General features: G+C 50.8%; 22 protein-coding genes. 8 read left to right on the plus strand and 14 right to left on the minus strand.

The genetic code is table 11. The annotated features are described in order from the left end of the window. Positions 1–13: 13 nt before the first annotated feature. Positions 14–895: an SDR family oxidoreductase gene (locus ACR9Y8_RS30360; protein ID WP_481217060.1), complete on the plus strand. Its 882-nt coding sequence runs from the start codon at positions 14–16 to the stop codon at positions 893–895. Between the two features lie 122 nt (positions 896–1,017). On the opposite strand, the gene ACR9Y8_RS30365 is transcribed toward ACR9Y8_RS30360, so the two are convergent. Beyond that, positions 1,018–1,584 carry a dihydrofolate reductase family protein gene (locus ACR9Y8_RS30365; protein ID WP_481217061.1) on the minus strand — a complete coding sequence of 189 codons (567 nt, stop codon included), beginning with the start codon at positions 1,582–1,584 and terminating at the stop codon, positions 1,018–1,020. A 165-nt stretch (positions 1,585–1,749) separates the two neighbouring features. On the opposite strand from ACR9Y8_RS30365, the gene ACR9Y8_RS30370 reads away from it, so the two are divergent. Next, a complete protein-coding gene (locus ACR9Y8_RS30370) occupies positions 1,750–2,562 on the plus strand; it encodes an AraC family transcriptional regulator (RefSeq protein ID WP_481217062.1) in 813 nt (270 codons plus the stop codon). 112 nt (positions 2,563–2,674) lie between these two features. Then, on the plus strand, positions 2,675–3,145 hold the full coding sequence (locus ACR9Y8_RS30375) for a VOC family protein (RefSeq protein WP_481217063.1): 471 nt from the start codon (positions 2,675–2,677) through the stop codon (positions 3,143–3,145). Positions 3,146–3,182: 37 nt separating this feature from the next. Here ACR9Y8_RS30375 and ACR9Y8_RS30380 read toward each other — a convergent pair whose 3' ends face one another. Continuing rightward, entirely contained in the window at positions 3,183–4,307 is a 1,125-nt protein-coding gene (locus ACR9Y8_RS30380; RefSeq protein ID WP_481217064.1) for an epoxide hydrolase family protein, read from the minus strand. A gap of 87 nt (positions 4,308–4,394) precedes the next feature. On the opposite strand from ACR9Y8_RS30380, the gene ACR9Y8_RS30385 reads away from it, so the two are divergent. Continuing rightward, a complete protein-coding gene (locus tag ACR9Y8_RS30385; protein WP_481217065.1) occupies positions 4,395–4,664 on the plus strand; it encodes an ArsR/SmtB family transcription factor in 270 nt (89 codons plus the stop codon). A gap of 195 nt (positions 4,665–4,859) precedes the next feature. On the opposite strand, the gene ACR9Y8_RS30390 is transcribed toward ACR9Y8_RS30385, so the two are convergent. Both ACR9Y8_RS30390 and ACR9Y8_RS30395 read right to left on the minus strand, forming a co-directional pair. Beyond that, the gene (locus tag ACR9Y8_RS30390) at positions 4,860–5,285 is read right to left on the minus strand and encodes an OsmC family protein (protein ID WP_481217066.1); all 426 of its coding nucleotides are present in this window, start codon (positions 5,283–5,285) and stop codon (positions 4,860–4,862) included. Between the two features lie 12 nt (positions 5,286–5,297). After that, on the minus strand, positions 5,298–8,201 hold the full coding sequence (locus ACR9Y8_RS30395) for a ligand-binding sensor domain-containing protein (RefSeq protein ID WP_481217067.1): 2,904 nt from the start codon (positions 8,199–8,201) through the stop codon (positions 5,298–5,300). A gap of 239 nt (positions 8,202–8,440) precedes the next feature. Between ACR9Y8_RS30395 and ACR9Y8_RS30400 the strand changes: the two genes are divergently transcribed. Next, the gene (locus ACR9Y8_RS30400; RefSeq protein WP_481217068.1) at positions 8,441–9,661 is read left to right on the plus strand and encodes a family 16 glycosylhydrolase; all 1,221 of its coding nucleotides are present in this window, start codon (positions 8,441–8,443) and stop codon (positions 9,659–9,661) included. Between the two features lie 257 nt (positions 9,662–9,918). Further along, on the plus strand, positions 9,919–10,686 hold the full coding sequence (locus tag ACR9Y8_RS30405) for a basic secretory protein-like protein (protein ID WP_481217069.1): 768 nt from the start codon (positions 9,919–9,921) through the stop codon (positions 10,684–10,686). A 182-nt stretch (positions 10,687–10,868) separates the two neighbouring features. On the opposite strand, the gene ACR9Y8_RS30410 is transcribed toward ACR9Y8_RS30405, so the two are convergent. The 3 genes from ACR9Y8_RS30410 to ACR9Y8_RS30420 all read right to left on the minus strand — a co-directional run bounded on the left by ACR9Y8_RS30410 (position 10,869) and on the right by ACR9Y8_RS30420 (position 14,931). After that, a complete protein-coding gene (locus ACR9Y8_RS30410) occupies positions 10,869–11,612 on the minus strand; it encodes a metallophosphoesterase family protein (protein WP_481217070.1) in 744 nt (247 codons plus the stop codon). 4 nt (positions 11,613–11,616) lie between these two features. Further along, positions 11,617–12,351, minus strand: coding sequence for a nucleotidyltransferase (locus ACR9Y8_RS30415; protein WP_481217071.1), 735 nt, complete (start codon positions 12,349–12,351; stop codon positions 11,617–11,619). A 162-nt stretch (positions 12,352–12,513) separates the two neighbouring features. Continuing rightward, entirely contained in the window at positions 12,514–14,931 is a 2,418-nt protein-coding gene (locus tag ACR9Y8_RS30420; protein WP_481217072.1) for an ABC transporter permease, read from the minus strand. A 490-nt stretch (positions 14,932–15,421) separates the two neighbouring features. On the opposite strand from ACR9Y8_RS30420, the gene ACR9Y8_RS30425 reads away from it, so the two are divergent. Then, the gene (locus ACR9Y8_RS30425) at positions 15,422–16,075 is read left to right on the plus strand and encodes an START domain-containing protein (RefSeq protein ID WP_481217073.1); all 654 of its coding nucleotides are present in this window, start codon (positions 15,422–15,424) and stop codon (positions 16,073–16,075) included. 15 nt (positions 16,076–16,090) lie between these two features. Here the strand turns inward: ACR9Y8_RS30425 and ACR9Y8_RS30430 are convergent, their stop codons facing one another. The 4 genes from ACR9Y8_RS30430 to ACR9Y8_RS30445 form a co-directional block, all read right to left on the minus strand. Further along, positions 16,091–16,603, minus strand: coding sequence for a hypothetical protein (locus ACR9Y8_RS30430; protein ID WP_481217074.1), 513 nt, complete (start codon positions 16,601–16,603; stop codon positions 16,091–16,093). Between the two features lie 158 nt (positions 16,604–16,761). Next, positions 16,762–17,064 carry a hypothetical protein gene (locus ACR9Y8_RS30435; protein WP_481217075.1) on the minus strand — a complete coding sequence of 101 codons (303 nt, stop codon included), beginning with the start codon at positions 17,062–17,064 and terminating at the stop codon, positions 16,762–16,764. Next, positions 17,061–17,567, minus strand: coding sequence for an anthrone oxygenase family protein (locus ACR9Y8_RS30440; RefSeq protein ID WP_481217076.1), 507 nt, complete (start codon positions 17,565–17,567; stop codon positions 17,061–17,063). Before ACR9Y8_RS30440 ends, ACR9Y8_RS30435 begins: the two co-directional genes overlap by 4 nt. A gap of 255 nt (positions 17,568–17,822) precedes the next feature. Then, positions 17,823–18,641 (minus strand): DUF6597 domain-containing transcriptional factor, encoded by an 819-nt coding sequence (locus tag ACR9Y8_RS30445; protein WP_481217077.1) that lies wholly within the window; start codon positions 18,639–18,641, stop codon positions 17,823–17,825. 92 nt (positions 18,642–18,733) lie between these two features. On the opposite strand from ACR9Y8_RS30445, the gene ACR9Y8_RS30450 reads away from it, so the two are divergent. Then, entirely contained in the window at positions 18,734–19,615 is an 882-nt protein-coding gene (locus ACR9Y8_RS30450; RefSeq protein WP_481217078.1) for a glycosyltransferase family protein, read from the plus strand. 43 nt (positions 19,616–19,658) lie between these two features. On the opposite strand, the gene ACR9Y8_RS30455 is transcribed toward ACR9Y8_RS30450, so the two are convergent. From ACR9Y8_RS30455 to ACR9Y8_RS30465, 3 genes are all read right to left on the minus strand, one after another. Further along, entirely contained in the window at positions 19,659–21,065 is a 1,407-nt protein-coding gene (locus tag ACR9Y8_RS30455) for an MATE family efflux transporter (protein WP_481217079.1), read from the minus strand. A gap of 283 nt (positions 21,066–21,348) precedes the next feature. After that, positions 21,349–22,665 carry a lysine N(6)-hydroxylase/L-ornithine N(5)-oxygenase family protein gene (locus ACR9Y8_RS30460; RefSeq protein WP_481217080.1) on the minus strand — a complete coding sequence of 439 codons (1,317 nt, stop codon included), beginning with the start codon at positions 22,663–22,665 and terminating at the stop codon, positions 21,349–21,351. 24 nt (positions 22,666–22,689) lie between these two features. Then, positions 22,690–24,843, minus strand: coding sequence for a prolyl oligopeptidase family serine peptidase (locus tag ACR9Y8_RS30465; RefSeq protein WP_481217081.1), 2,154 nt, complete (start codon positions 24,841–24,843; stop codon positions 22,690–22,692). Positions 24,844–24,893 lie beyond the last annotated feature (50 nt).

Below are 24,893 nucleotides of genomic sequence, written 5' to 3' on the forward strand. Positions count from 1 at the left end.
AAATTATCTGATCATGACACAAACAACAGCACCAGCATTACTGATCACCGGCGCTACCGGCAACACCGGTACTGAATTGGCTAAACAACTATCTGCAAAAGGAGTGCCCTTCCGGGCCCTGGTAAGATCTATAGAGAACGCTGGCGAACTAGCCGCACTACCGGGAATTGAGCTGGTCAGCGGCGATCTTGGCAAGCCGGAAAGCCTGGCCGCTGCGCTCAAAGGGATCAAACGCGCCTTCCTGCTCACCAACTCTTCTGAACAGGCGGAAGCCTTGCAGCTGGGTTTTGTGGAGGCAGCTCAGCGGGCAGGAGTGCAGCATATCGTAAAGCTCTCCCAACTGGCAGCCGCTGTTGATTCGCCGGTGCGTTTCCTGCGTTATCACGCCGCCGTAGAAGGGCGGATCAGGGCATCCGGTATGGCCTATACCTTTCTGCGCCCCAACCTGTTCATGCAGGGCCTGTTGGGCTTCAGGGAAACGATCGCTGCCAGGGGAATGTTCTTTGCAGCTGTCGGAGACGCCCGGGTCAGCCTGGTAGATATCCGCGATATTGCTGCTGTAGCAGCTGCCGCACTGACGGAGCAGGGACATGAAGGCAGGATCTATAACATCACGGGTCGCGAAGCCTTAACGCATGCTGAAATAGCAGCACAATTTTCCGCCGTGCTGGGGCACGACGTCCGTTTTATCAATGTATCGCCGGAAGAAATGCGGCAGGCCCTGATCGGTGTGGGATTTCCCATCTGGCAGGCAGACGGGCTGATAGAAGATTATGCACACTATGCAAGGGGAGAAGCTGCCACGACCACGGCCGATGTACAAAAGGTCACCGGCCGGGCGCCGCGGACTTTTATCAATTTCTTACATGACTATAAAAATAAGTTTGAGGTTTGAGGTTTGAGGTTTGAAGTTCGTTAAAGGTTCGGGATTTGTATCCTGCTACGGCATACTTGTCCTGAACTTTTAACTTAAAACGAACCTCAAACCTCAAACCTCAAACCTCAAACCCGAAGCCCTCAAACCTTTTCATAATGCAGTCCAACTACGCCTGATGTAAACGTTTTGTTGTCCACCAGCTTTAAAGCAACCCGGTCTTTCAGGTCTTTGAATAAAGGAATGCCTTTTCCCAGGAGGACCGGGTTCACAAACAGCCAGAAGTCGTCTACCAGGCCTTCCTGGGTCAGCGTATGTACGGCAGAAGGGCTGCCGAATACAATGATCTCTTTCCCCGGCGCTGCTTTTAATGCTTTTATTTCTGCGCTGATATTATCGCTGATGATGCGGGTTTTCTCCGGCTGTTGTCCCCGCAGGCTTTTGGAAAGCACCACTTTTTCAACGCTCTTATACCAGTTGGAATGCTGGATGTCGTGCTTGCTGGCATCCGGCTGATCTCCCGCAGTAGGCCAGTAGCTGTCCATCATCTCGTAGGTAACGCGGCCGTACAGCGCAGTGTCTGATGCGTCGGTACGATAACCGGCATAGTCAAATATTTCCTCGTCCACATGGATCCAGTCCATTTCTCCGTTGGGACCGGCTGTAAAGCCATCCAGGGAGACGTGCATGAATACGGTTAATTTTCTCATGAATAAGCGGGATTTTAAGTACCGGAAATTACAACAGAATTGGTGGACAAATATTTATTTTATGCCTTGACAACTTGAGCGTTTTAACAAAATAGATTTGAGCTTATTAACAAAGCTCGGCAGCGAAATATTTCGGAAATTTGCCTGAATCTAAAACCGGGTGATATGTCCGTTCTGAAAGAGCACAAACCACAGATCATGTATTCCTGCTACTATGCCAGGAGCAGGGAAGGAGAGCAGTTCATACCAGAGCACGTGTTCAGCTACCAGGTTAGCGGCACGCTCACCCTTAACGATGGCAATAAAGTATATACATTCAATGAGGGCGACTTCCGTTTCTGCAGAAGGAACCACCTCGTGAAGTTCCTCAAGCAGCCGCCCCCGGGTGGCGAATGCGCTACGGTGTCTATCTTCCTGGACCAGGAAACCCTGCGCAATTTCGCCATCGAATACGGCTATCAGCCGGCCAAACGGCAGGAGAATGGGGAGGCCGTAATGATCCTGAAATCTGACCCGCTCTATAAAAGCTATATGCAGTCGCTCATGCCGTATGAGCGCCTTACCAACCCTGCCAATAAAGACCTGCTGGCCCTGAAGCTGAAAGAAGCGGTGCTCATCCTGCTCCAGGCCAATCCTGCATTGGCAGATGTGCTGTTCGACTTCAGCGAGCCGGGTAAAATAGACCTGGAAGCATTTATGAATGAAAACTTTCACTTTAACGTAGAGCTGAAACGTTTTGCCTACCTCACCGGCAGAAGTCTGGCCACTTTCAAGCGCGACTTTGAAAAGATCTTTCATATCTCCCCCAGCCGCTGGCTGCAACGCCGCCGCCTGCAGGAAGCCCATTACCTGATCAGTGAAAAGGGCGCCGCCCCCTCCAATATTTACCTGGAGCTCGGCTTTGAAGACCTGTCGCATTTTTCTTTTGCGTTTAAGAAGATGTATGGGGTGTCGCCGTCGAAGATCGTTAATAGTTGACAGTTGTAAGTTGTCAGTTGTCAGTTAATAGTTTAAACTTACAACTTACAACTGTCAACTGACAACTGTCAACTGACAACTAATTTGCTATCTTGTCAGCTAAACATTTACCATGCAAAAGATCACGCCATTCCTATGGTTCAATAACAATGCAGAAGAAGCCGTTATGCTGTACACTTCCGTTTTCAAGCATTCTCAGGTGCACCATATCAGCCGTTATGGAAAGAATGGCCCTGGTCCGGAAGGAATGCTGATCTCCGCTTCCTTTGAGCTGGAAGGACAGCAGTTCATTGCGCTGAATGGCGGGCCTGATTATGCTTTCACGCCGGCGATCTCGCTATTTGTTGACTGTAAAACGCAGGAGGAAGTAGATGAGCTGTGGGACAGGTTATCGGCAGGCGGTTCAAAAGAAAGATGCGGCTGGCTGAAAGACCGCTTCGGCATTTCCTGGCAGATCATCCCTTCCTTATTAGGTCAGCTGATGCAGGACGAAGATCCTGTCCGGGCACAGAAAGTGATGGAAGCCATGCTGAAGATGACGAAGATAGATACCAGGGTATTAATGGAAGCATACAATAGTTGAAGCGCTCATGTCCGTTGCGGGCAATTTTGTTAATGCCTTATCCCAGCCTATCTGCAAAAGCCTTGATGTCCTCCGCAAATAATGCCGGCTGTTCCATCGCTGCAAAATGGCCACCTTTCGGCATCTCCTTCCAGTATTGTACGTTATAGCCTCTTTCTATATACCGGCGGTCGGGGAAACTGTCCGGGAAAGGGTAACGGGTAACGCCCGTGGGTACACGTACCAGGTCATCCTTTCCAAATGCGAGTGGTAATTGCTGGCTTTCACGGTACAGGCGCATAGAGGAATAAATGGTGCCGGTAAGCCAGTACAGGGTTACATTGGCCAGCAGCAGGTCTTTATCAAAAAGCTGTTCCAAAGGCCGTTCCTGGTCTGAGAAGCTGTGAAAGATCTGCAGGATCCAGGCGCAAAGCCCTGCCGGTGCGTCATTCAGTCCGTAGGAGAGCGTGAGCGGCTTGGTGCTTTGTACCTGTGCATAGGCGCCTTCCCTTGCAAAGAATTTTTTCGTCTTTTCCTGTGCCGCTGTTTCCGCAGCACTTAGCGTCTCTCCGGGCGCCAGGTAGGGCCGGTAGTTAAAAGGAATATAGTTCAGGTGAAGGCCGCGCAGCACTTCCGGGTGCTGCAGGGCGATGTAGGTAGAGATCATGGCGCCGAAATCGCCGCCCTGGGCAATGAACTTTTCATAGCGCAATTGCTTCATCAGCTTCACCCATAATGCCCCGATAAAGCGGGCGTTCACGCCGGGTATATGTGGGTCGCCGGAGAAGGCAAATCCGGGCAGGGAAGGGATCACTACATCAAACGTTGGCCGCTCGCCGTTAGTCAGTAAGGGGATCACGTCCAGCATTTCCAGGAAGGAGCCGGGCCAGCCATGCGAAATAAGCAGTGGAATGGCATGGGGATGATTGCTTTTTATATGCAGGTAGTGAATGTTAACGCCGTCTATGACGGTAATAAAATTCGGGTAGGTATTGATCCGGGCTTCTATGGCCCGCCAGTCAAAATCATCTGCCCAATAGCTGGCAATGGTTTTGATCCAGGAAAGGCTCATCCCCGTCTGCCAGTCATGGTTGTTATGCACATCCGGCCAGCGGGTATGCATGATCCGTTTTTTCAGGTCATCCAGCCTGGACTGTTGAATAGCTACTTTGAATGGTATCATCAACATCAGTTTTACAGCTCATGGATACCACTAAATTAGCCAATTTACTTATCTTGGAGGTATAGCCCTAAATCGGTACATTTGCGAATGGACCTAAAAAGCGTTGAAAGAATCTCCAAAGCAATAGGCGACCCTCACCGCATAAAAATACTACAGGCGGTAAAAAAACAGGGTTGTATGCCCTGCGCAGATATTTGTAACATGATCGATCTTACCCAATCGTCCATTTCCCATCACGTAAAGCAGCTGACAGACGCGGGCCTGCTCATAGCCGAAAAGGAAGGCCGTTATGTGAAGTATACTTTGGATAAAAAGCTGCTGAACGAGTACACGAAGTTTCTCACCACATTTGCGTAAAATAAGTCGTCAGTTGTTAGTCGTAAGTCGTAAGTCGTAAGTTGTCAGTGATCAGTTGTCAGTTGTCAGTTGTCAGTGATCACCATCGAGTGCATTGTCTTCGCTCCAATCACTTATGACTAACGACTAACGACTAACGACTTACGACTAATAACTGACAACTTACGACTGACAACTGACAACTGACAACTCTATTTATTGATAGATCACATTTAACGTAATCGGCGTTGCTGCCAGCGCTTTAGAGATCGGGCAATTCTCCTTCGCACCTTTGGCGATCTCCAAAAATTTATCTTCGGGCAGGCCATCAATAACAGTTGCTTTTAATTCCAGCGCAATGCCGGTGATCTTCGGGCCGGCAGCGGGGTCCAGTTCCACTACGGCAGTAGTGTTCAGGTCTCCGGGTGTAAATCCTGCCTGTGTAAGCGCTGCGCTTACAGCCATGGTAAAGCATCCTGCATGGGAGGCGCCGAGCAGCTCTTCGGGGTTGGTGCCCACACCATCCGCAAAACGTGTGTTAAAGGAATACTGAGTCTGGTTCAGTACGGTGCTCTGTGTAGAGATCTCTCCTTTTCCTTCTTTGAGATTGCCCGACCAATGGGCAGTAGCTGTACGTTTCATAAAGATGGTTTTTTAAATGGTGAAATGGATTATGATGTAAAATACCACATTTATCCGGATCAGGAAATCATACAGGTTCATATCTCCGGGCACTTCCAGTTTTTTACGTAAGCGGTAACGGCTGGTTTCCACGCCGCGCACGGAAATGCCCATAGACTGCGCTATTTCTTTCGTGGTAAGATTGATGCGCAGGTAAGCGCAAAGCTTCAGGTCTGTTGGACTGAGATCGGGGTATTGTTTCTTCAGCCGGGAAAGGAAATTATTATGCACCTCATCAAAGTGACGCGAGAATTGTTCCCAGTCCTCTTCATTGTTCTCCGCTTCTTCAAACAGCCGCAGCACCCTTTTAAAAATATGCGGGGGCAGGGGCTCTGCTTTTTTAATGGCCAGCAGCAGCTCTTCTTTGATATGGAACAGCAGCTTGCCGCGTTGTAAGAGGTACATGGTGGCGGTGGCCAGCTCTTTGTTCTTGAACTGTACTTCTGCCGCGAGCTTTTCATTCTGTAAATGGATCAGCTGTTTTTCACGTTGCCCTTTTTCATATTCATGCTGCAGTATCAGCCTGTCCTGCGCCAGCTGATGCCTTCGCTGCTGTGCGGCAAATTTTTTCTGCTGCAGACGGTAACCGTACCAGGCCAGGATCACCAGCAAAACCACATATCCCACCCGTGCAGGGAGTGTATGATACCAGGGGGGCAGGATACGGAAAGTATAGCCGGCCGCGGCAGAAATATTTCCCAGGTTATCCCGCGCCTTTACCTGGAAGGTATAATGGCCATAGGGGAGGTTAGTGTAGTCTTTCTCCGTTTTCACCGTCCACTCGCTCCAGCCTTTGTCAAAACCTTTAAGGTAGTAGCTGTACTCGGCCTTGCTGGAGTGCCCGTACACGGGGGAGGCATATTCGAAATGGAAATTGGAGAAGGCATTGGGCATCTGTTTGACTGTGGCATTTTCCGCCGGGATATATCCGCCAAATACCAGGCTGTCGCTGCCGCCCTGCGCATTCACCTGGCTGATCAACACCTGTGGCTTATCCTTCAGCTGCAGGTAGTTCTTATAATTAATATGGTACATGCCCCGTTCAGCGCCCACAAAGATATTCTCGTCATTATAGGGATAGATGAACTCAAAGCCGCTTACGATCTTCCCTTTCAGTTCAGGGAAATACACCACACTATATGGTTGTTGAGCGGTAGGCTTGTAAAAGTCGATCACGCCGGGCATCTTATCGGATACGAACCAGATATTTCCCCGGGCGTCCTCGGAAAGGTATTGCAGGTTGGCGTCTTTCAATATAGGATAGAGCCAGGGGGAGGGAATGAAGGTATCCTTCGCAGCCTGGTACTCATAAATGCCCGCCTGCGTGGCCACTACCATGCGGTTGCGGATGCGGAACACGAAATTATTATAATCAGACGGCAGCCCTTTGGTATGCGTATACAGGGTATAGCGCAGGGTGGTATCCGGCTGTAGTACCAGCCTGTAAACGCCCCTGTACGGATGCGAGGCCCATACGATGCTATCGTGTTCCGTTGTAAGAAAGCGCAGGGATTCAAACAGGCCTTTGATATGTTTAGCGGCGGAGATGCTGTTGCCATTGGTCTGCATGATCCGCAAGCCGTTATAGCAGCCTGCCAGTATATGCGACGACAATGGCTGGAACAGCCAGCAGCCGCTGTTCTTCAGCAGGGGCACCGCCGTATGTTGCCGGATCTCGAAAGCGCCTTCATGATGTCCCAGCAGCAGGTGATCGCCCACCTGCGAGAGGTTCCATACCTGCCCTTTGGTTTGGTTCACCATACTGAAACGGCTTTCCAGGAAACTGAGATCGCTATGCCCGTCCAGCGGGGTAGCATATAAACCGTCTGCCGTGCCGATGAAGAGCTGCTTGTCAAACACCCGGGCCGTATAGGTGGTCAGGTAATGTTTGTTATCGGGCAGGATCTGTTTGATGGCGGTATTATAACGGATCATATCTATCCCGTTATCCAGTGTGAGCCAGATATTGCCGCCGGGGTCTGTAAAGATGTTGAGCACGTTGTTGTTCTGCAGCCCTTCGTCCAGGGTGAAGCGTTGCACCACTTCGCCGGTGCCCGGCCGGATGATATAACAGCCGCCGTAAGCGGTGCCGATCAGCAGTTGCCCGTTGCCGTAGGCCCGGGCGCAGTAAATGCCGCTGGCCCTGAATACGCTGTCTGCAGCGGTGCGGTAGGGGTACAATTGCCCATTGTGCAGTTTAAAGAGCCCGTTCTTCAGGGTGGTAAGCAGCAGGGTATCCTGGCGGTAATCGAGTATAGCCGTTACCAGGAGCTGCTGGTCTGCAATGGCGGGACAAACGGCCAGCCATTTCCCACCTTTATATTGCAGCAGGCCATCCCGCCGGTCCTGGGCAAAGAGCTGCTGCCGGGTATTACATAGTAAGCGCCATTCTACCGGTGCGCGGAATACCTGGATGGTATTTTTATGATAGCGGAAGACCTTGTGATTGGTGCGGAAATATACTGCACCATCATGCAGGGCAATATCCCATATATCCGCAAATTGTTTTTCGCTGGCAGGGATCAGGGGCTTGAGGGAGGTGTATTGTAACACCCCGTCTGCATCCGGCTGGTAGTAGCCAAAGTCGTCTTGCGCGCCTACATAGATGCGGCCGTCCGCGCCTGTTCTCACAGAGCGCAGGCGGGTATTGTTGGGCACCGGCAGCAGTTTCCAGAAATGGCCGTTGAAAGTCAGCAGGCCCTCATTGTTGGCAAAATAAAGAATGCCATGCCGGTCCTTATCCGCATCCCAGGTTTGCCCGCCGCCCAGGTATTGCTGTTTCGTGTAATTCACGATAGCGGGCAAGCCGATAATGTGCTGGCCTGACGCGTTGACGGCTATCCATAAGGGTAGCAGTAACACCAGGAGGTTTTTCATGCTCTCATAACGTTTCGTTGCTAAAAATAGGTATTATTCCTGGCTGAAGTAGTGCTGGTGTAGAATACCCCGATTGATAATCAATCAGCTATATTTTGCTGAAGTAGTATTGACGTATGCCTGAAATGTGCCCGGAAACATTTAATGCTGATCTTTGATCCCGGCTGACCAAGCCTGTTCCACGTCATCAATGGCCAACATCAGCAGCTAATTTATCCATGTCATCAATGTATATCTCTATGAAAAAACACACCTTATCATTGCCTGCAGGCATTGTGCTGTCACTATGCCTGTTTGCTGCATCCTGTAAAAAAGACACCCAGACGCCTGCAGCAAATGCTCCTGCATCGAATGATGTTCGTACCGCCAAAACAGAGGCCGCCTATGAACTGGTATGGTCCGACGAATTCGACGGCACCAGCCTCAACACCTCCAAATGGAACTATGAGAATGGTAACCTGGGCGTTAATAATGAAAAGCAGTATTACCAGACTGCCAACGTCAGCGTTAGCGGCGGCAACCTGGTGATCACCGCCCGCAAGCAATCTGTAGGCGGCCAGCCTTACACTTCCGGCAGGATCAACACCGGCGGTAAGTTCACACAACGCTATGGCCGTATTGAAGCCCGTATGAAACTACCCGGCGTACAAGGCCTCTGGCCCGCTTTCTGGATGCTGGGCGCCAACATCGGCGACCCGAACGTAGGCTGGCCCAAATGCGGCGAGATAGATATAATGGAGCACGTGAATACCGGCCCTACCATATTAGGTACCATCCACTGGGATAACAACGGTTACGTATATTATAGCGGTAACACCAACACCACGCCTACTGATTACCATGTTTATGCCGTAGAATGGGATGCTTCTTCCATCCGCTGGTATGTGGACGGCGTAGAATACCATATTGCCAATATCGCCAACAATATCAATGGTACGAACGAGTTCCATAACCCCTTCTTTATCATCTTTAACCTGGCAGTAGGCGGCAACCTGCCCGGTCAGACCATCAACGATGGCGCCCTGCCTGCCAGCATGCTGGTAGATTATGTAAGGGTTTATAATATCGTGAACACGCCCGGCAATGCACCTATCGGCGCTACGATCACCATCCGTGGTAACAACAACCTGTTTGTGAGCGGCGAGAACGGCACACAGGCCATGAACTGTAACCGTGCTACCGCTCAGGCGTGGGAACAGTTCACCGTGGTAGATGCAGGCGGCGGCAAAGTAGCCCTGCAGAGCATGGGTAAATACGTTTCTTCCGAGAACGGCGTACAGGCGATCACCTGCAACCGTGCAACGATCGGCGATTGGGAGAAATTTGACTGGGTATCCAATACAGACGGTACCTTCTCGCTGCGCGGCAATAACGGCCTATACATTTCCAGTGAGAATGGAGCGCAGCCTATGACCTGCACCCGGCCTACTATTGATGGATGGGAGAAATTCAGATACTAAAACAGATCCTTTCCCGCTATAAGATAAAAGCCACACCCTGTATAAGGGTGTGGCTTTTTACTATATGTATATGTTGCAAAATCGATATAGTCGCGGCTTTCCGGCTGACATAAGATTGACATTTCCTGCTGTATAACGATAGGCTTATATGGAGGTAATGTCATTATTTGTTTAAGAGCTATGAGTATAAAAAAAGGTAAAGTATATTTCCTAAAACCGCTTGTTATATCCGCTCCCCATGTAAACCCAAGACCAAAATGAAACACCCTCTTAAGCATTCCATTTTACCCGGTGTACTCAGCCTTCTTTTATTTACTGCCTGTAGCAAATCTGCGCTCGTAAAGCCTGCTGAGCAAAACCATGTCAATGAACAGCCTGTGGCTGCTGCCGGCGACGTATCGGCCCTCGCCACCACGCCCGTAGGTACCGTTACCTACAGCAGCGCCGGCTATACGGTAAGATTCACTAACAATGACGCCACGTTTGACAATGCCGTTTATCAACGGATGATCAACACTTTCTTTACGGTGTACCCGAAACTGGTAAGCCGCTTTTATACCGGCGCCGCCAAAACGGTATCTTTCACCATCGATCCTTCCTATAACGGTGTCGCCTATACAACAGGCACCAGCGTTACTTTCAGCGCGGCCTGGTTCCACAGCCACCCGGAAGACATCGACGTAGTGACCCACGAAGTCATGCACATCGTGCAGGCCTATACCGGGGGCGCGCCCGGATGGCTCACCGAAGGCATTGCCGATTATGTCCGCTATAAATATGGCGTTAATAACGGTCCTGCCGGATGGTCGCTGCCTGCCTATTCATCATCACAGCGCTACACCGACGCCTATCGCGTAACCGCCCGCTTCCTGGTATGGCTGGAACTGCACGTGCGCAGCTCGATCGTCGATGATCTCAACACTGCGCTGCGCAACAAAACCTACACCAGCAATACCTGGAACACTCTTACCGGTAAAACGGTAGACCAGCTCTGGACAGACTATTCCCGGAACCCTGCCTTATAAGGCAGCTGTATTTCACCACGTTATCCATACTGCGATTCATTAACCAGGGGAGCTGATGAACAAGCGGTTTGTTCTAATAGCTACAAGCTCTAAGCTGCAAGCCACAAGCAGTAAACTGTTTGGCAGGCAGCTTCCTCCAAAGGCTACTACTTGCAGCTTGTAGCTTGCAGCTATTCGCTGGCCTACACCTCCAGCAGATAATAAGGAGTTTTATAACCGGACTTCGCCAATACCGGTTTCGATACATTGAACACCTTTACGCCGCCCGGCGCTTCGCCTTCCAGCGTGCCCATATGCGCATGGCCATGAAAGGCGGCGATAACACCGCGCCGGCTCAAAGGCTCTGCCAGGCGGGAAGAGCCCAGGAAGGGAAAGATCTCTTCAGACTCACCGATAACAGTGGCTTTAATAGGCGCGTAGTGCATCACGGCGATCTTTTTCAGTTCTTTATGCTCCTGGTCCAGCCGCGCAAGGGCACGGTCCAGGTGCAGGGTTTCATCTACGGTTTCCTGTACAAAGGTTTTCATGGCGCCTTCCCCGAACATAGACAGCATGTGATTGTCAAAACCGCCGCCAAAGCCTTTTACGCCGGCAAACCCGGTGTTGGCCACCACCACCGCTTCACCATCCAGCATGTGCAACCCGGCGTGCTGCAGCATCACCTGGCGGATCAGTTTATGCCGTCCTTTCTCATGGTCATGATTACCCAGCACCGCCACTATAGGAATGGTGCAGGCCTTCAGTTCTTCTACCAGTATCTGCGCCTCCGTTTCATCGCCGGTATCGGTCAGGTCGCCACAGATCACCAGTACATCGGCGTTGCGGGATACCTCTTCAAAGAAAGGCCGCCACTTTCCTTTGTCTGTTTCCTGGGTGTGAATATCCCCGATCGCTGCAATGCGTGTTTTTCCATTCGTTTCTGCCATACGGTTATACGGTTTTAATGGTATAAGATTTATAATCCCACTCCTTTACATCCGTCTGATATTGTGTCTGGTCTATGATCGGGCCACGGCAAACCCGCTCTACGGGATCCGGCAGCTCATATTGCTCCTGGGCTCTTGCGATGAGCTCATCGAACAGCCATTTGGGAATGATGTCTTTGTAATCTGCCGGGTAAGTGAACTGGAAGAGCACGATCTGCGCCAGCAGTAAATGCCAGTGATGTTCCAGCAGGGAGAGCAGCCGTTTCCAGTCCAGCTGGCGGTGCCGTAAGATGATATGGTTAACATCTGCACCATCGTAGCGCTCGCGGTTCTGTACATATATTTTACAGCGCACCAGGTCTTCCGGCGAAAGCAGCTGTACCTGCACGCCTACAAATTCTGCGGCAACGGAATGTGTATACCATTGCTCATCTACATGGAAAATACTATTGACGGAGGAAAAGATGATGTCGATAAAATACTCGCCCTTGAATACTTTCGCCAGCCAGCGTACATCTGTTAACTCGGTGCGATAGCCTTTTGCGGCAAAATATTTCAGGATCTTCGGGTACTCAGCAGGTGCGCAAAAAACATCCAGGTCCTTTGTATCCCGGTAGATACCGGTGTATTGGAACATGGCGAATGCACCGCCTAACATAAACCTGGCCCCGCTCTCCTGTAACAGCAATAATGCTTCCCTGTAAAATGCATGCGCTTCGGCATGTTGTTGTGCGGTCATGATCATATACCAACAGCACTTCAAAAGTCATTCCAGCGGTAACAGGCTGAACGGTAAGAAGTCGTAAATTCTAAGTCGTTAGTCGTAAGTCGTAAGTCATTAGTCGCTTCGATCACTAACGACTTACAACTAACGACTTACGACTAACGACTTACGACTTCTTCACTCCGATCTCAGCGACCGTATAGGATTCATCAACGCCGCTCTCACCGCCTGGTAGCTTACCGTGAACAACGCGATCATCGTTGCCAGCGCACCTGCCAGCGCAAATACCCACCAATGTATATTTACCCGGTAGGCAAAGCCCTGCAGCCATTTATCCATGCCCCACCAGGCCAGCGGCGTAGCGATCAGGAACGCAAAGATCACCAGCTTTACAAAGCCGGTGGACAGCAGGCCTACAATGTTGGTCACAGAAGCGCCCAGCACCTTGCGGATGCCGATCTCTTTGACGCGTTGTTCGGTAGCATAAGTGGCCAGGCCAAAGAGGCCCAGGCAGGCAATGAAAATGGTGAGGAATGCAAAGGCGGTGAACACCTGTCCGAAACGCTGGTCCTGCTGGTATTGCTGGTTGAAAGACTGGTCCATGAAGCTGTATTGGAACGGGCGGTAAGGCACCAGCTCACGCCAGGTGCGTTCCAGCTCTTTGATGGTTTGCGACAGGTGCTCTGCTTTTACGCGAAGGGAGATCCTGTTGATGACTTGAGGCGGGGCCATCCTTAATGCCAGGGGTTCCACCTTGTGGTGTAATGACTGGTAATTGAAATCCTTTACAACGCCGATCACGGTTCCCTTACGGCCCCATTGGTCAAAGCGCTTGCCTACGATGTCCGATGGGTTATTATAGCCCCAGAGCTTTGCTGCGGCTTCATTGATCAAAAGGGATTGTTCAGCGTCTGCCGGGAAATCGCGGGAATAGGCCCTGCCTGCCGCCATTTTTATCTCATAAGCGGGTATAAAGTCGAAGTCGATCTCATATAAAGCGGGATCAAAATGCAGCATTTCGCCACTGCGCGATTCGATCTGCGTGTAGGCATTGGGGAAGAAGTCGCCGGGCACCGCCCTGGAGGCGGAAGCATTCAGCACTGCCGGATTCCGGAGGAAAGCAGCTTTGACGGTCTCTATCCGCTTATTCACTTCCTGGTCGCCGCCATTATCAATTACCAGCATCTGGTCCTGCCTGAATCCCAGGCTGTGTTTCCGCAGGTGGTCCAGCTGGGTGAATACGATCACCGTGCTGGCGATCAGCGCGATAGAGAGCGTAAACTGCAACACCACCAGGCCTTTTCTCAGCATCACACCTTTACGGGATGAATCGAATTTGCCCTTTAGCACCAGGGCAGGCTTGAACCTGGCCAGCACCCATGCGGGATAGCTGCCTGCCAGGATACCCACCGCCAGCGGCGTAATGATCAGCACTGGTAAGGCTTTCCAGGAAAGCAGGTCCTGATAGGGGAAAGGTTTGCCCGTAATGTTACGCATCGGGGGCAGCGCCATGAGGATCAATCCTGCTGCCAGCACAGTAGCTGCCAGCGAGATCACTACAGATTCTGTGAGGAATTGTGAAATAAGCCCCTGCTGATAAGCGCCTACCGCCTTGCGTACGCCCACTTCTTTAGCCCTTTCCATGGAACGGGCCGTGGCCAGGTTCATGAAGTTGATGCAGGCAATGAACAGGATGAAGATGGCGATCATCGAAAAGATGTATACATTGGACAAACTGCCGGTAACACCTGGCTGCCGTCCCGCCTCAGAGTGCAGGTAGGCATCGGTAAAACGCTCAAAAGCAATGATGTAGGAGCCATCCTTCGAATCTGGCAGGTGGCGTTTTATAAAGCTGTTCGCCCGCCGCTGCAGGGTACTGATATCTGCCCGGGGATCCAGCGCAAAATAAGTGTAGAAATCAATATAGCCCCACCAGCCAAAGACCTCATTTCTGAGCTGCCTGAAGGTGTTCATGGAGATCAGTCCGTTGAAGGTGAATTGCGAGTTGGAAGGCACATCTTCCATCACCCCGGTAACGGTGTATGATTTGTCATTATCCACCCTCAGGGCTTGTCCTACAGGATTGCTGTCGCCAAAAAGTTTCTTTGCCACGCTTTTGGTGAGCACAATGGTGAAGGGCGCTTTCAATGCCGTATGCGGATCGCCTGCCAGCATTTTCCAGCTGAATACATCAAAGGCGGAAGAGTCCATGAAAGGGATATTGCTGATCTCGAAACGCTTGTCTTTGTATTCCAGCAGGTAATCTGTCGGACTGGTGAATTGCACTAAGCTCCTGATCTGCGGAAAGTCTGCCGCCAGCGCCGGGCCTATCGGCGCATTGCCCCAAACCTGGAAATCCTGCGGGGAAGGAGGAGGCAGCTTTTCATCTGCCTGTACATCACGGTAGGCATGGATCACGCGGTAGATATTATCGGCCTTGGCATGGTAACGGTCATAAGACAGTTCATCCTTGACGTACAGGGAGATGAGCACGCAGCAGGTAATGCCCACGGCCAGGCCGGTAACATTGATGATGGAATAGGCCTTGTTTCTCATCAGGCTGCGCCAGGCCACCTTGAAATAGTTTTTCAGCATAGTGGATGCATTGTTCCACTGCGGACACAAAAAGGCTGCCATTTGGATAAGCCGCTATGGGCGTGTGTTCCGCTGTTCAGGGGCAGGTTTTCCTGTTCACATCCGGACAATCCCGTTCAGAAACGGACGCGCTTGTTCCAACTAAAAGTCGTAAGTCGTTAGTCGTAAGTCGTAAGTCCTGGTAGGGGTCTTTGGAGCTTTTAGCGTCTTTATTTTAGTTGACAGTTGACAGTTGTCAGTTGTCGGTGATTGGAGCGAGTACGGACGTATCATACTGACTGTCAACTGACAACTGTCAACTGACAACTAACGACTGACAACTAACGACTGACAACTGTCAACTGTCAACTAACGACTAGCGACTAACGACTAACGACTGACAACTGTCACCTCTCACTCCGAAACTGTCAACATCGGAATTATCTGTAAATTGCAGCCTGGAGAAAACGGATACAAAAGAAAGGATATCATTAACCGACCGGATTTTATCATGTATATGCGAAAAATGATCATCGGCCTTTGCCTGGCAATGTTAGCAAGCCTGGTAAGCAAAGGACAGGAAGACTGGAAGCTGAAAGTAAACAAGGAAGGGATCGAGATCTATACCAAACCCTCTATACTGAATGCAAAGCTGAAAGCCATCAGGGTCCGTTGCGAACTGCCCGCCACTTTATCCCAACTCGTCTATGTTGTACTGGATGTCAACACCGGGGCAGAATGGGTGTACAGCACCAAATCCAGTACCTTACTTAAACAGGTGTCTCCCGCAGAAGTATTTTACTATTCAGAGGTAGCGCTGCCCTGGCCCTGCAGCAACCGCGACTTCATCGCCCATTTGACCGCAAAACAGGACCCCCGTACCAGGGTGGTGACAATAGACGGTCCTACCATTGACGGAATGGTGCCGGAAAAGAAGAACATCGTGCGGGTCAGCAAGTCCTCCGGCAAATGGATCATCACTCCCTTGCCTAACAGGATGGTGCGGATCGACTACACGCTGGAAACCGATCCCGGCGGCTCGCTGCCTTCCTGGCTGGTGAACCTCTTCGTTACAAAAGGGCCCCTGGAAACCTTCCGGAAATTAAAAGAGCAGATAGCGAAGCCTGCCTACCGGAATGTAAAATTGCCTTTTATCGTCGATTAAGACTATTTCACCCGCCTATACAGTAATATCCAGTGTGGGCTTATCTGCCACACGGTAATGATGCCCGTTGTGAGAGAAGGCATGCCTTGTTTTCCGCTTTTTATCCAGCAAATAGGCTAGTCCGGCAGCCACAAGTCCGCCTGCGATATACAATCCCATGGTCATATACTTCCGCTTTGTACTGGCGCCGGTGAAATCTCCGTTCAGGTCCATCAGTTTAGGCAGCACAATGGCGGCCACGCCCATACCGGTACCCAGCAAACCACCTGCGGCAGCTGCCTGCTTCGTTTTTATCCCACTCAGGCTGTAATACAGGGTATTAAAAAGCAGATCTCCCGCCAGGCTGGCATTGTACAGCTGTTTTTCGGAAAATTGCCGTTTGGTCTTCTTTAACAGTTTTGAAGCGGCTTGTTTACCCAATAGGTCTAAACGGGGTGCATTCGGATCGGTTCTCTTCAGTAGTTCCTGCAGCAAGGTGAGGGTGATAGCCCCGCCAAGCCCTCCGATAAGGGAAGATGATAATCGCATAACGGTTCGGTTTAAGTGTTCGCCTTTTCTGGCACAAAATCCATTCCGGCAACGGTTGGGTGATACTATTTTAACAAAATGCTTTGCCACAACGATATTGCAAGGAGAACACAAGGAGAAGACAAGGTGAAGACAAGGAGAAAGCAGGGAAAATAATATTAATGACCAGGGAGCTTCGTCTCTACCCAGGTCTTCAGTACCTGCGATTCTTCTTCTGTCAGCTGAATATCCCTTCCTTTCGGCATACGCCGCTTTACAAACACCTGTTTATAGATCTTTGGCGCCAGGCCTTCCATGTTATCCATGGTAAATACTTTACCCGGGTTGGCTGAACGGTGGCATACATTACATTTTTGCTGCAATACCGTTAATGCCGCTTTCTTGCCGTCATCATCCGGGCTGGCTTTGCTGATTACGGAGATGCTACACAGTAACATGCATATCAGGAATATCCTGTTCATTGTTGACTGGAATTGGGAAGTAAACAAGCGATAATAAAGCAGGCGATAGCGAGTGTATTGGCTACAGTCCGAACCATGTTCAGGTTGTTCCAGCGATTTTCAAACCAGGCTCGTTGTGCAGCTATCTGCTCAGCGCTGGCCATTGCCAGGGGAAATTTATCCAGCGTTTCGTTCATCGGCACATTAAAGACCATTGTCACGCCAAATAGGCCGAAGCCATACAGTACAGTGGCAGCTAACAGGAACCAGAAACGAGCGGAGGGCTGCGGGCTATAGTGCATATAGGTGACCAGCGGCAACAGCAGCAGGGTGCCCATAAAGCAACCCAGGAATACCACGTTCTGGATCGCGCGGTTCATGGCCTGAAAGGAGGCGATATAGCCGCTGTCCGGCAGGCGGGCAATACCAATGGTAACAGAATAAGACCAGGCGAAAAAAAGGCCGGCCATCAGCGCAGTAGTAGTGCCTGTAAGCACCAGCAGTACATTTGAAAGTTTAAGCATACAATGTTCTTTGGAATGAGATCGTGTCTGATTGCAGAGGTAAAATTAGATCGGCGGGGTGGGGAGAAATAGAATAAAACCGACAAACTAATGGGACTACCTCTTCGTGTCATCAAGTCGCGCAGCGGATACCGGGGTCTCCATCCTCCGTCATTGCGAAACAGGGTCTTCATCCTCCGTCATTGCGAGGAGCTGTAGGGCCTTTGGTAAGGGGCGACGAAGCAATCTTTTAACACATTCAATCCTGAAATTGCCTCAAAGTATTTCCGTCAGATTTTCCACTACCTCATTCGTCTTTTTCTGGTACTGATTCGGAGATGCGCCTGCAAATTCCTTAAATGCGCGTATATAGTGAGAGTGATCCGCATAATCATGCTCATATGCAATATCAGACAGCTTGCTGAAATCATTCTGCCGCAGCTGGTGCAGGCTGGACTGGAATCTACAGATTCGGGCAAACAATTTAGGGGAAATACCTACCCACTGCTTAAACTTCCGCTCAAAGCTTCTTTCTGTTAAAAAAAGCTGATCCTGCAGCAACTTCAGTGATATACTGCCCCTCGACTGTACGATCTCACTCACCGCATGCTGCATACCGGCATCGGCAACCGCTTTATTAGCCAGGATCCGCGAGAAAAGATAAGCAGACAGGATCTCTATCTGCTCAGTAGTCCCCTTCGCATCCGTGATCTGTGCATAGAGCGTAGCGCCCGCTTTGTTGCTGAAAGCCACAACATCAATACAATCATCCGTTATTTCATGCGCATTCAGCCCGAAAATGGATTTCACCGCGTTAGGGTAGAAGAATACACCAATGCTGCCAAAATTCCCCGAGGAGTGTAGGATCCGGGGCTTAGTCGCCTGCCCGTATAAGAAGATATCAGGCAACTTGTCATGATTTTCGTACTGCAAGCCTCCATCTGCCGGTTGCTGGAAGATCAATCCAGGGCCCCCGTCGGGTATGGTCCGGAAAGTCCTGGGAGGAACAGCGCCTGTTCCCTGATGCTCCAGTGTCCAGAAAAACCGGACATAATCTTTCAGGTAGTCCGGCGGGGGGATCTTTGCATATTGCATGCAGGATAAAGGTTTAAGCTTGCTTTGTAAAAATATATGAATTTTTTCTATTTTCACGGCGTTTTTGCCAGGCAAATATTTATCGCCATTATATGAAAGTAACCGGATTTACCTTTGTGCGGAATGCCATCAAGCTGGATTACCCGGTAGTGGAAGCCATCTCCTCTATTCTCCCGCTCTGTGATGAAGTGATCGTCCTCGTAGGCAACTCAGAAGACGCTACGCCGGACCTGATCAGGTCTATTAACTCTCCCAAGATCCGGATCTTTGATTCTGTCTGGGATGACTCCATGAAAGAAGGCGGCCGGGTGCTGGCCCTCGAGACCGATAAGGCCATGCAGCATATCAGCCCGGATACCACCTGGTGCTTTTATATCCAGGCCGATGAGATCGTGCATGAGGATGATTATCCTGCCATCCGTGCTGCCATGGAAAAATACAAGGACGATCAGCGGGTGGAAGGCCTCCTGTTCAATTACATCCATTTCTACGGCACATACGACTATGTAGGTGATTCCCGTACCTGGTACAACCACGAGATCCGCATTGTTCGTAATGTAAAAGGCCTGCATTCTTATAAAGACGCACAGGGTTTCCGCATAGATAACCGCAAGCTGTTTGTAAAACCGGTGAATGCCCGGATCCACCATTATGGCTGGGTCAAGGATAACAGAACGGCCGGCTTTGAAAAATGGAAGAATACCATCCTGCTGTATCATGGCCATGATAAGGAGAAGACCGATGCCATTCTCGCATCCAACTGGTTCGACTATACGGGCATCGATTCACTTGCGAAGTTCAAGGGTACGCATCCGGCTGTGATGAAGGATCATATTGCGCGTAAGAACTGGGAGTTTGAGCATGATATCAGCAAGAAACAATTCAAGAGCTTCTCCAAGAAGCTATTGTACTGGATAGAAAAGTGGACGGGGAAACGCTTGTTTGATTACAGGAACTATAAATTGTTGAGATAAGGAGAAGGGGCAGGCGCCCCTTCTTTGTTTTTATACTGCGTAGTTAAATTTTAACGCTTTTCCACTTACCTTTTTTGAATACCAGGATACAGCACACTGCCAGTACGATCTCCGACAGCAGTATCGCCCCGAAAATGCCTTTCGATCCCATTCCTGCTTTGATGCCCAATACATAAGCGAGTGGCAGCTGTATGATATAGAACATCAGTATATACAGCAGCGTTACCACATGTACATGCCCCGCAGCATTCAGCGAGCGGGAGATCACCATGGTATAGCCAAAGAAGAAAAAGGCCACTGCCATGCAGCGCAGGTACAGGATGGCATTGTTCACTACCGCCGCTTCAGTGCTGAACTGACTGACAATGGGACCGGTGAACAACAGCAGGATCAGCGAGATCAGTCCCAGGAAGCACATATTGAACAGGCCCGCTTTCCACACAGACTGTTCCGCTCTTTCCGGTTGCTTTGCGCCCAGGTTCTGACCTGTCAGCACACCGGCGGCATTGGCAATCCCCCATGCGGGCAGGGTGGCGCATACAATAATGCGGTCGGCAATAATGTAGCCGGTTAACGTAGCTTCCCCCAGTTGTGCAACGATAGTGATCATCAGCAACCAGCTGCTGGCGGGTATGAGGTATTGCAGGGTGCCCCCGGCGCCCAGCTTCAGCAGCTTTTTCATGATAGATGGCGCCATGATGAACTGCTTACGGCCTATTGCCGGCACCGTCTTTTGCTGTTTCAGGTACCAGCACTGGTAAGTCACCGCCGCCAGGTTACCGATGCCATTACCGATAGCAGCGCCTGTAAGGCCCAGTGCAGGTACAGGTCCCCAGCCAAAGATGAGGATACCGCCTGCTGCTGCATTTACAACAAAGGCCAGCAGGAATGTACGCATGGCCATCGCGGCATCGCCGGAGCCGCGGAAGATGCCGTTCATCAGGATCCTCAACATCAGGAAGATGATACAGCCGAAACGGATCTTTGAGTAAAGATCGCCTTCGCGGATCAGCGGCTCCGATGCACCGATGGAATGCAGGATCTCTTTACTGAAAAGGATACATCCTGTACCGGATAACAGCGCTATTGCCACGCCGGTGTAAATAGACTGCACGGCAGTAAGGCCCGCTGTTTCCAGGTCCCTTTCACCGATCCTGCGGGCGATCAGTGCGCTGGCGGCAATGTTCAGGCCCACGGGCACGGCGTAGATGATGAGGATCACAGAGCCGATCATGCCGGCGATGGTAACGGCGTTGTCGCCCAGGCGGCTTACGTATACCAGGTCTACTACTACGAATAAAGACTCTATCAGCAGCTCGAACATAGCGGGCAGCGATAGCAGGAAAGCTGCCCTGGTTACACTGCTGGAAGTGAAATTCTTTTCCGTGCCCAGCATCGCAATGCGGATGAGATGGATGATGGAACGGGTTCTTATGATGAGTGAATGCACACTGAAAAGTTTAAAAGTTTATGGGTTTGAAGATTGGAAGACACCCCCTCCCCGTCATTGCGAGGCTGTGTGCACAGCCGTCGTGGGGAGCGAGGCCGAAGCAATCTTTTAACATAATATCAAACATAATCTTGGCAGCGATTGTCTTAAAAGATTGCTTCGTCGCCCCACGCGCTAATCCTTGCTGCTCCTCGCAATGACGGGGAGGGAGACGCTTGCTTCGTCTGGTAGGAAGAGGCTTGCTTCACCTCGCGCAATGACGGGGAGGGAGACGCTTGCTTCGTCACCTCGCAACGGAGAACGGTAATTCTTTCACACCAAATTCCTGGTAAGCAATCCTTTCCTCCGGATGATAGATTTCCTTACCGGTAATCGTATTAATGATCCATGAATTACGATATGCCCCCAGGCTCAGATCGGGCGCGGTAAATCCATGCGTATGCGTTTCTGCATTCTGCAGAAAGATCTCCTGCTGATTCACATCTATAGTATAATTACGCTGTACATCGAAGGCGCCATTGCGGGTACGGCAGATCCGTTCACTAATACCCTGCAGGAAAGCCGGCTCATTATACCGGTAACCGGTAGCCAGCAGGATGGAAGACGCCTGGTGAGAAAAAGGCTCCTGCTGCTGCACCTGCATGAACTGCAGTGTATATAGTTTGTCCTGCAAGGCCGGTTCAATGCTCGTCAGCTCGCAGTTGGCGCGCAGCTGCACCGGCACTTTTTTACCGCCTACGGTCATCTCATACAGCATATCATAGATCTGGTCTATCAGGCTGTAATTAATGCCTTTGGAAAGCGAATGCTGTGTACGCAGTATGCTGGCGCGTCTGTCTGCAGGCAGCTGGTAAAAATAGCTCACATAATCCGGAGAGCTGATCTCCAGCGTCAGCTTGGAATGCTCCATGGGAAAGAAACGGTCTGAACGCGTGAACCAGTGCAGACGGAAACCACGCTGCGCCTCCGGCAGGAGATCGTAGAACACTTCTGCGGCACTTTGTCCGGAGCCTACAATGGTCAGTGATCCCTGCCGCAGAATACTTTCTTTTGCTGAAAGATATTCGGAGGAGTGGAGCACACCAGGCAGCTTGTCCTTATTAACGAAGGAAGGAAGCTGCGGCTGCGTACCGGTACCGATGACCAGTCTTTCTGCCTGGTAGGTATGCGTTTCTCCGCTACGTGTATGCAACACAGTAACCTGGTAATGGCCATCCTGGTAAGACACTTTCGTCACCCGCTGAGAGAAGCGGCAATTAGGCAGCTGTTCCGCCACCCATTTGCAATACACATTGTATTCCCTGCGCAGCATGTAAAAGTCGTGCCGGATAAAGAACTGGAACAACCTGCCTGTCTTTTTCAGAAAATTGAGAAAGCTGAAGCGGCTGGTAGGATCTGCCATGGTGACCAGGTCGGTGCCCATGAAAGGATCCTGCAGGGTGGTGTTCTGCAGCATCAGCCCGGGGTGCCAGTCAAATGCGTCTGTCTGGTCAAAGAACAGGGCCTTCACTTCCTTCACGGGTTCCAGCAGGGCGGCCAGACCCAGGTTAAAAGGCCCGATGCCGATGCCGATAATAGAATAAACTTGTTGGGTATGCATGATAATTGTTTGTACGGTTAATAATTATTGCGGCCATTCCATGTCCAGCTGCTGGTATATAAAGCTCCAGGCATCCGCCGCTTCTTCGATCAGTTTGGTGGTGGGCTTGCCTGGTCCGTGACCTGAGTTGCTGTCTATACGGATCAGCACCGGATGATCTCCCGCCTGTTTTTCCTGAAGGGTAGCGGCATACTTGTAAGAATGCGCGGGCACCACCGTATCATCATGATCGCCGGTGAGGATCAATGTAGCCGGGTAATGCACGCCGGCTTTGATATTGTGCAGGGGAGAATATTTCACGAGGTAGGCAAACTGGTCGGCATAGTCGCTGGTGCCGTATTCTTCTGACCAGCTGCTGCCGATGGTGAATTTCTGATAGCGCAGCATATCCATTTGTCCGGCAACGGGAATGGCTACCCTAAAAAGCTCCGGCCGCTGATTGATGCAGGCGCCCACCATCATAGCTCCCGTAGAGATGCCCGTAACGGCGATGCGGGAAGGATTGGTATACTTTTCCCTGATCATGTATTCGGTGGCAGCGATGAAATCATTGAAGGCATTCTGCCTGTTCTGCCGCATGCCGCCTTTGTGCCAGGCTTCTCCGTATTCATTGCCACCGCGCAGGTTAGGCTGTACGTAGATGCCGCCGTCTTCCAAAAACAGCATCCTCGCCACGTTGAAGAAGGGAGTGAGGTTGCGTTTGAAACCGCCATGTCCCTGTATGAACACGGGATTATTCCCGTTCAAAGTAATACCGGCTTTGTGCACCACGAACATATGCACCGGTGTGCCGTCTTTGGAAGTGATAAATACATCTTTGGTTACAAAGCCATCGGTCGGCCCTTTATAATCCGCTTTGCGGTAAAGGGTTGATTGGCCGCTGGCGATGTCCAGGCGGTACACGTTCACCGGCGTAGTGAAATTGGTGAAGGTGTAGAAAAGCGCTTTATCTGTTTTGCCGCCTGCAAAACCGGCTGCTGTGCCGATGGCTGGCAGTTTTACATCGCGGATGATCTTCCCCTGGTAATCATATTGTCTTACCAGGGTGCTGGCATCTTTGAGGTAAAAGGCCCAGAGGTAGCCGCCGCCGGTTTCTATGTTTTCCAGTGATTCGTTTTGTTCGGGAATGATGCGCTGCCAGTGCTGTTTACCTGGTTTTGCGGGGTCTACCAGTACCAGCTGATTATTGGGAGCGTCCATGTCTGTTTGCAGCAACAGCTTTCCGCCGATATGATCCACTACGACATTGTGATAGTCATAGCCTTTGATCAGTGGCGCTATCTTACTGCCTGTAAGGGAAAGATCCTGGTAGAACAATGCATTACCGGTGGAGGTGGTCAGCTTGAAGCCCAGGAAAGAGCCGGGCAGGGCGGAGATGAGCAGGAAGCGTTCATCTTCCGTTACCCAGGCGGCCACGCTTAGCTTGGGATGTTCCCGGTCTTCAAACACCAGGCTGTCTTTTGCCTGGTCTTCACCGATGCGGTGAAAGAACACCTGGTTCAACGTATTGTTGGCAGAAAGCGCTGTACCACTGGCTGGTGCAGGATAGCGGCTGTAGTAAAAGCCGTTGCCTCTCCAGGCGGCGCGGGGAAATTTCACCCATTGCAATGCATCGGGCAGTGTTTGCCGGGTGTGCAGATCCATGATGTAGATCGTGTTCCAGTCAGAACCGCTGGCTGCTATGGCATAGGCCAGGTAGCGGTTGTCTTTCGAAAAGCCCAGCATGCTCACGGCTGCAGTGCCCTGGGTAGATAGTTTGTTGGGGTCCAGCAGTTCCTCTTCCGGGCCATCGCTGCCTTTCTTCAGGTACCATACGTTTTGCGGCTGGACGCCGTTGTTGCGGGTAAAGCAATAATAGTCGCCCACCTTTATGGGCGCGGTTTCCCTGGCATAGTTCCAGGTATCTTCCAGGTGTTTTTTGATAGCGCTGCGGAAGGGTACCTGGTCAAGGTAAGCATTGGTCACTTTGTTCTGTGCAGTGATCCATTGCTTCACTTTTACAGCCGTATCATTTTCCAGCCAGCGGTAAGGATCGGCGATAACAGTATCAAAATAATGATCGCTAACGTTCACCTTTTCCGTTGGGGGGTAGTCTACAGCGATGCTTTTTTTGGAGGATAGCTGTGCGTGAGCGTGGAGCGCGCACAACATGGTTAGTATATAAACGCTTATTTTCATTGTAGAAAGTTTGAAAGTTTTGTGGCCACTCCCGTCAGAGGCGCCAGGGC

It is taken from the genome of Chitinophaga sp. SVR4-12A, assembly GCF_056754765.1.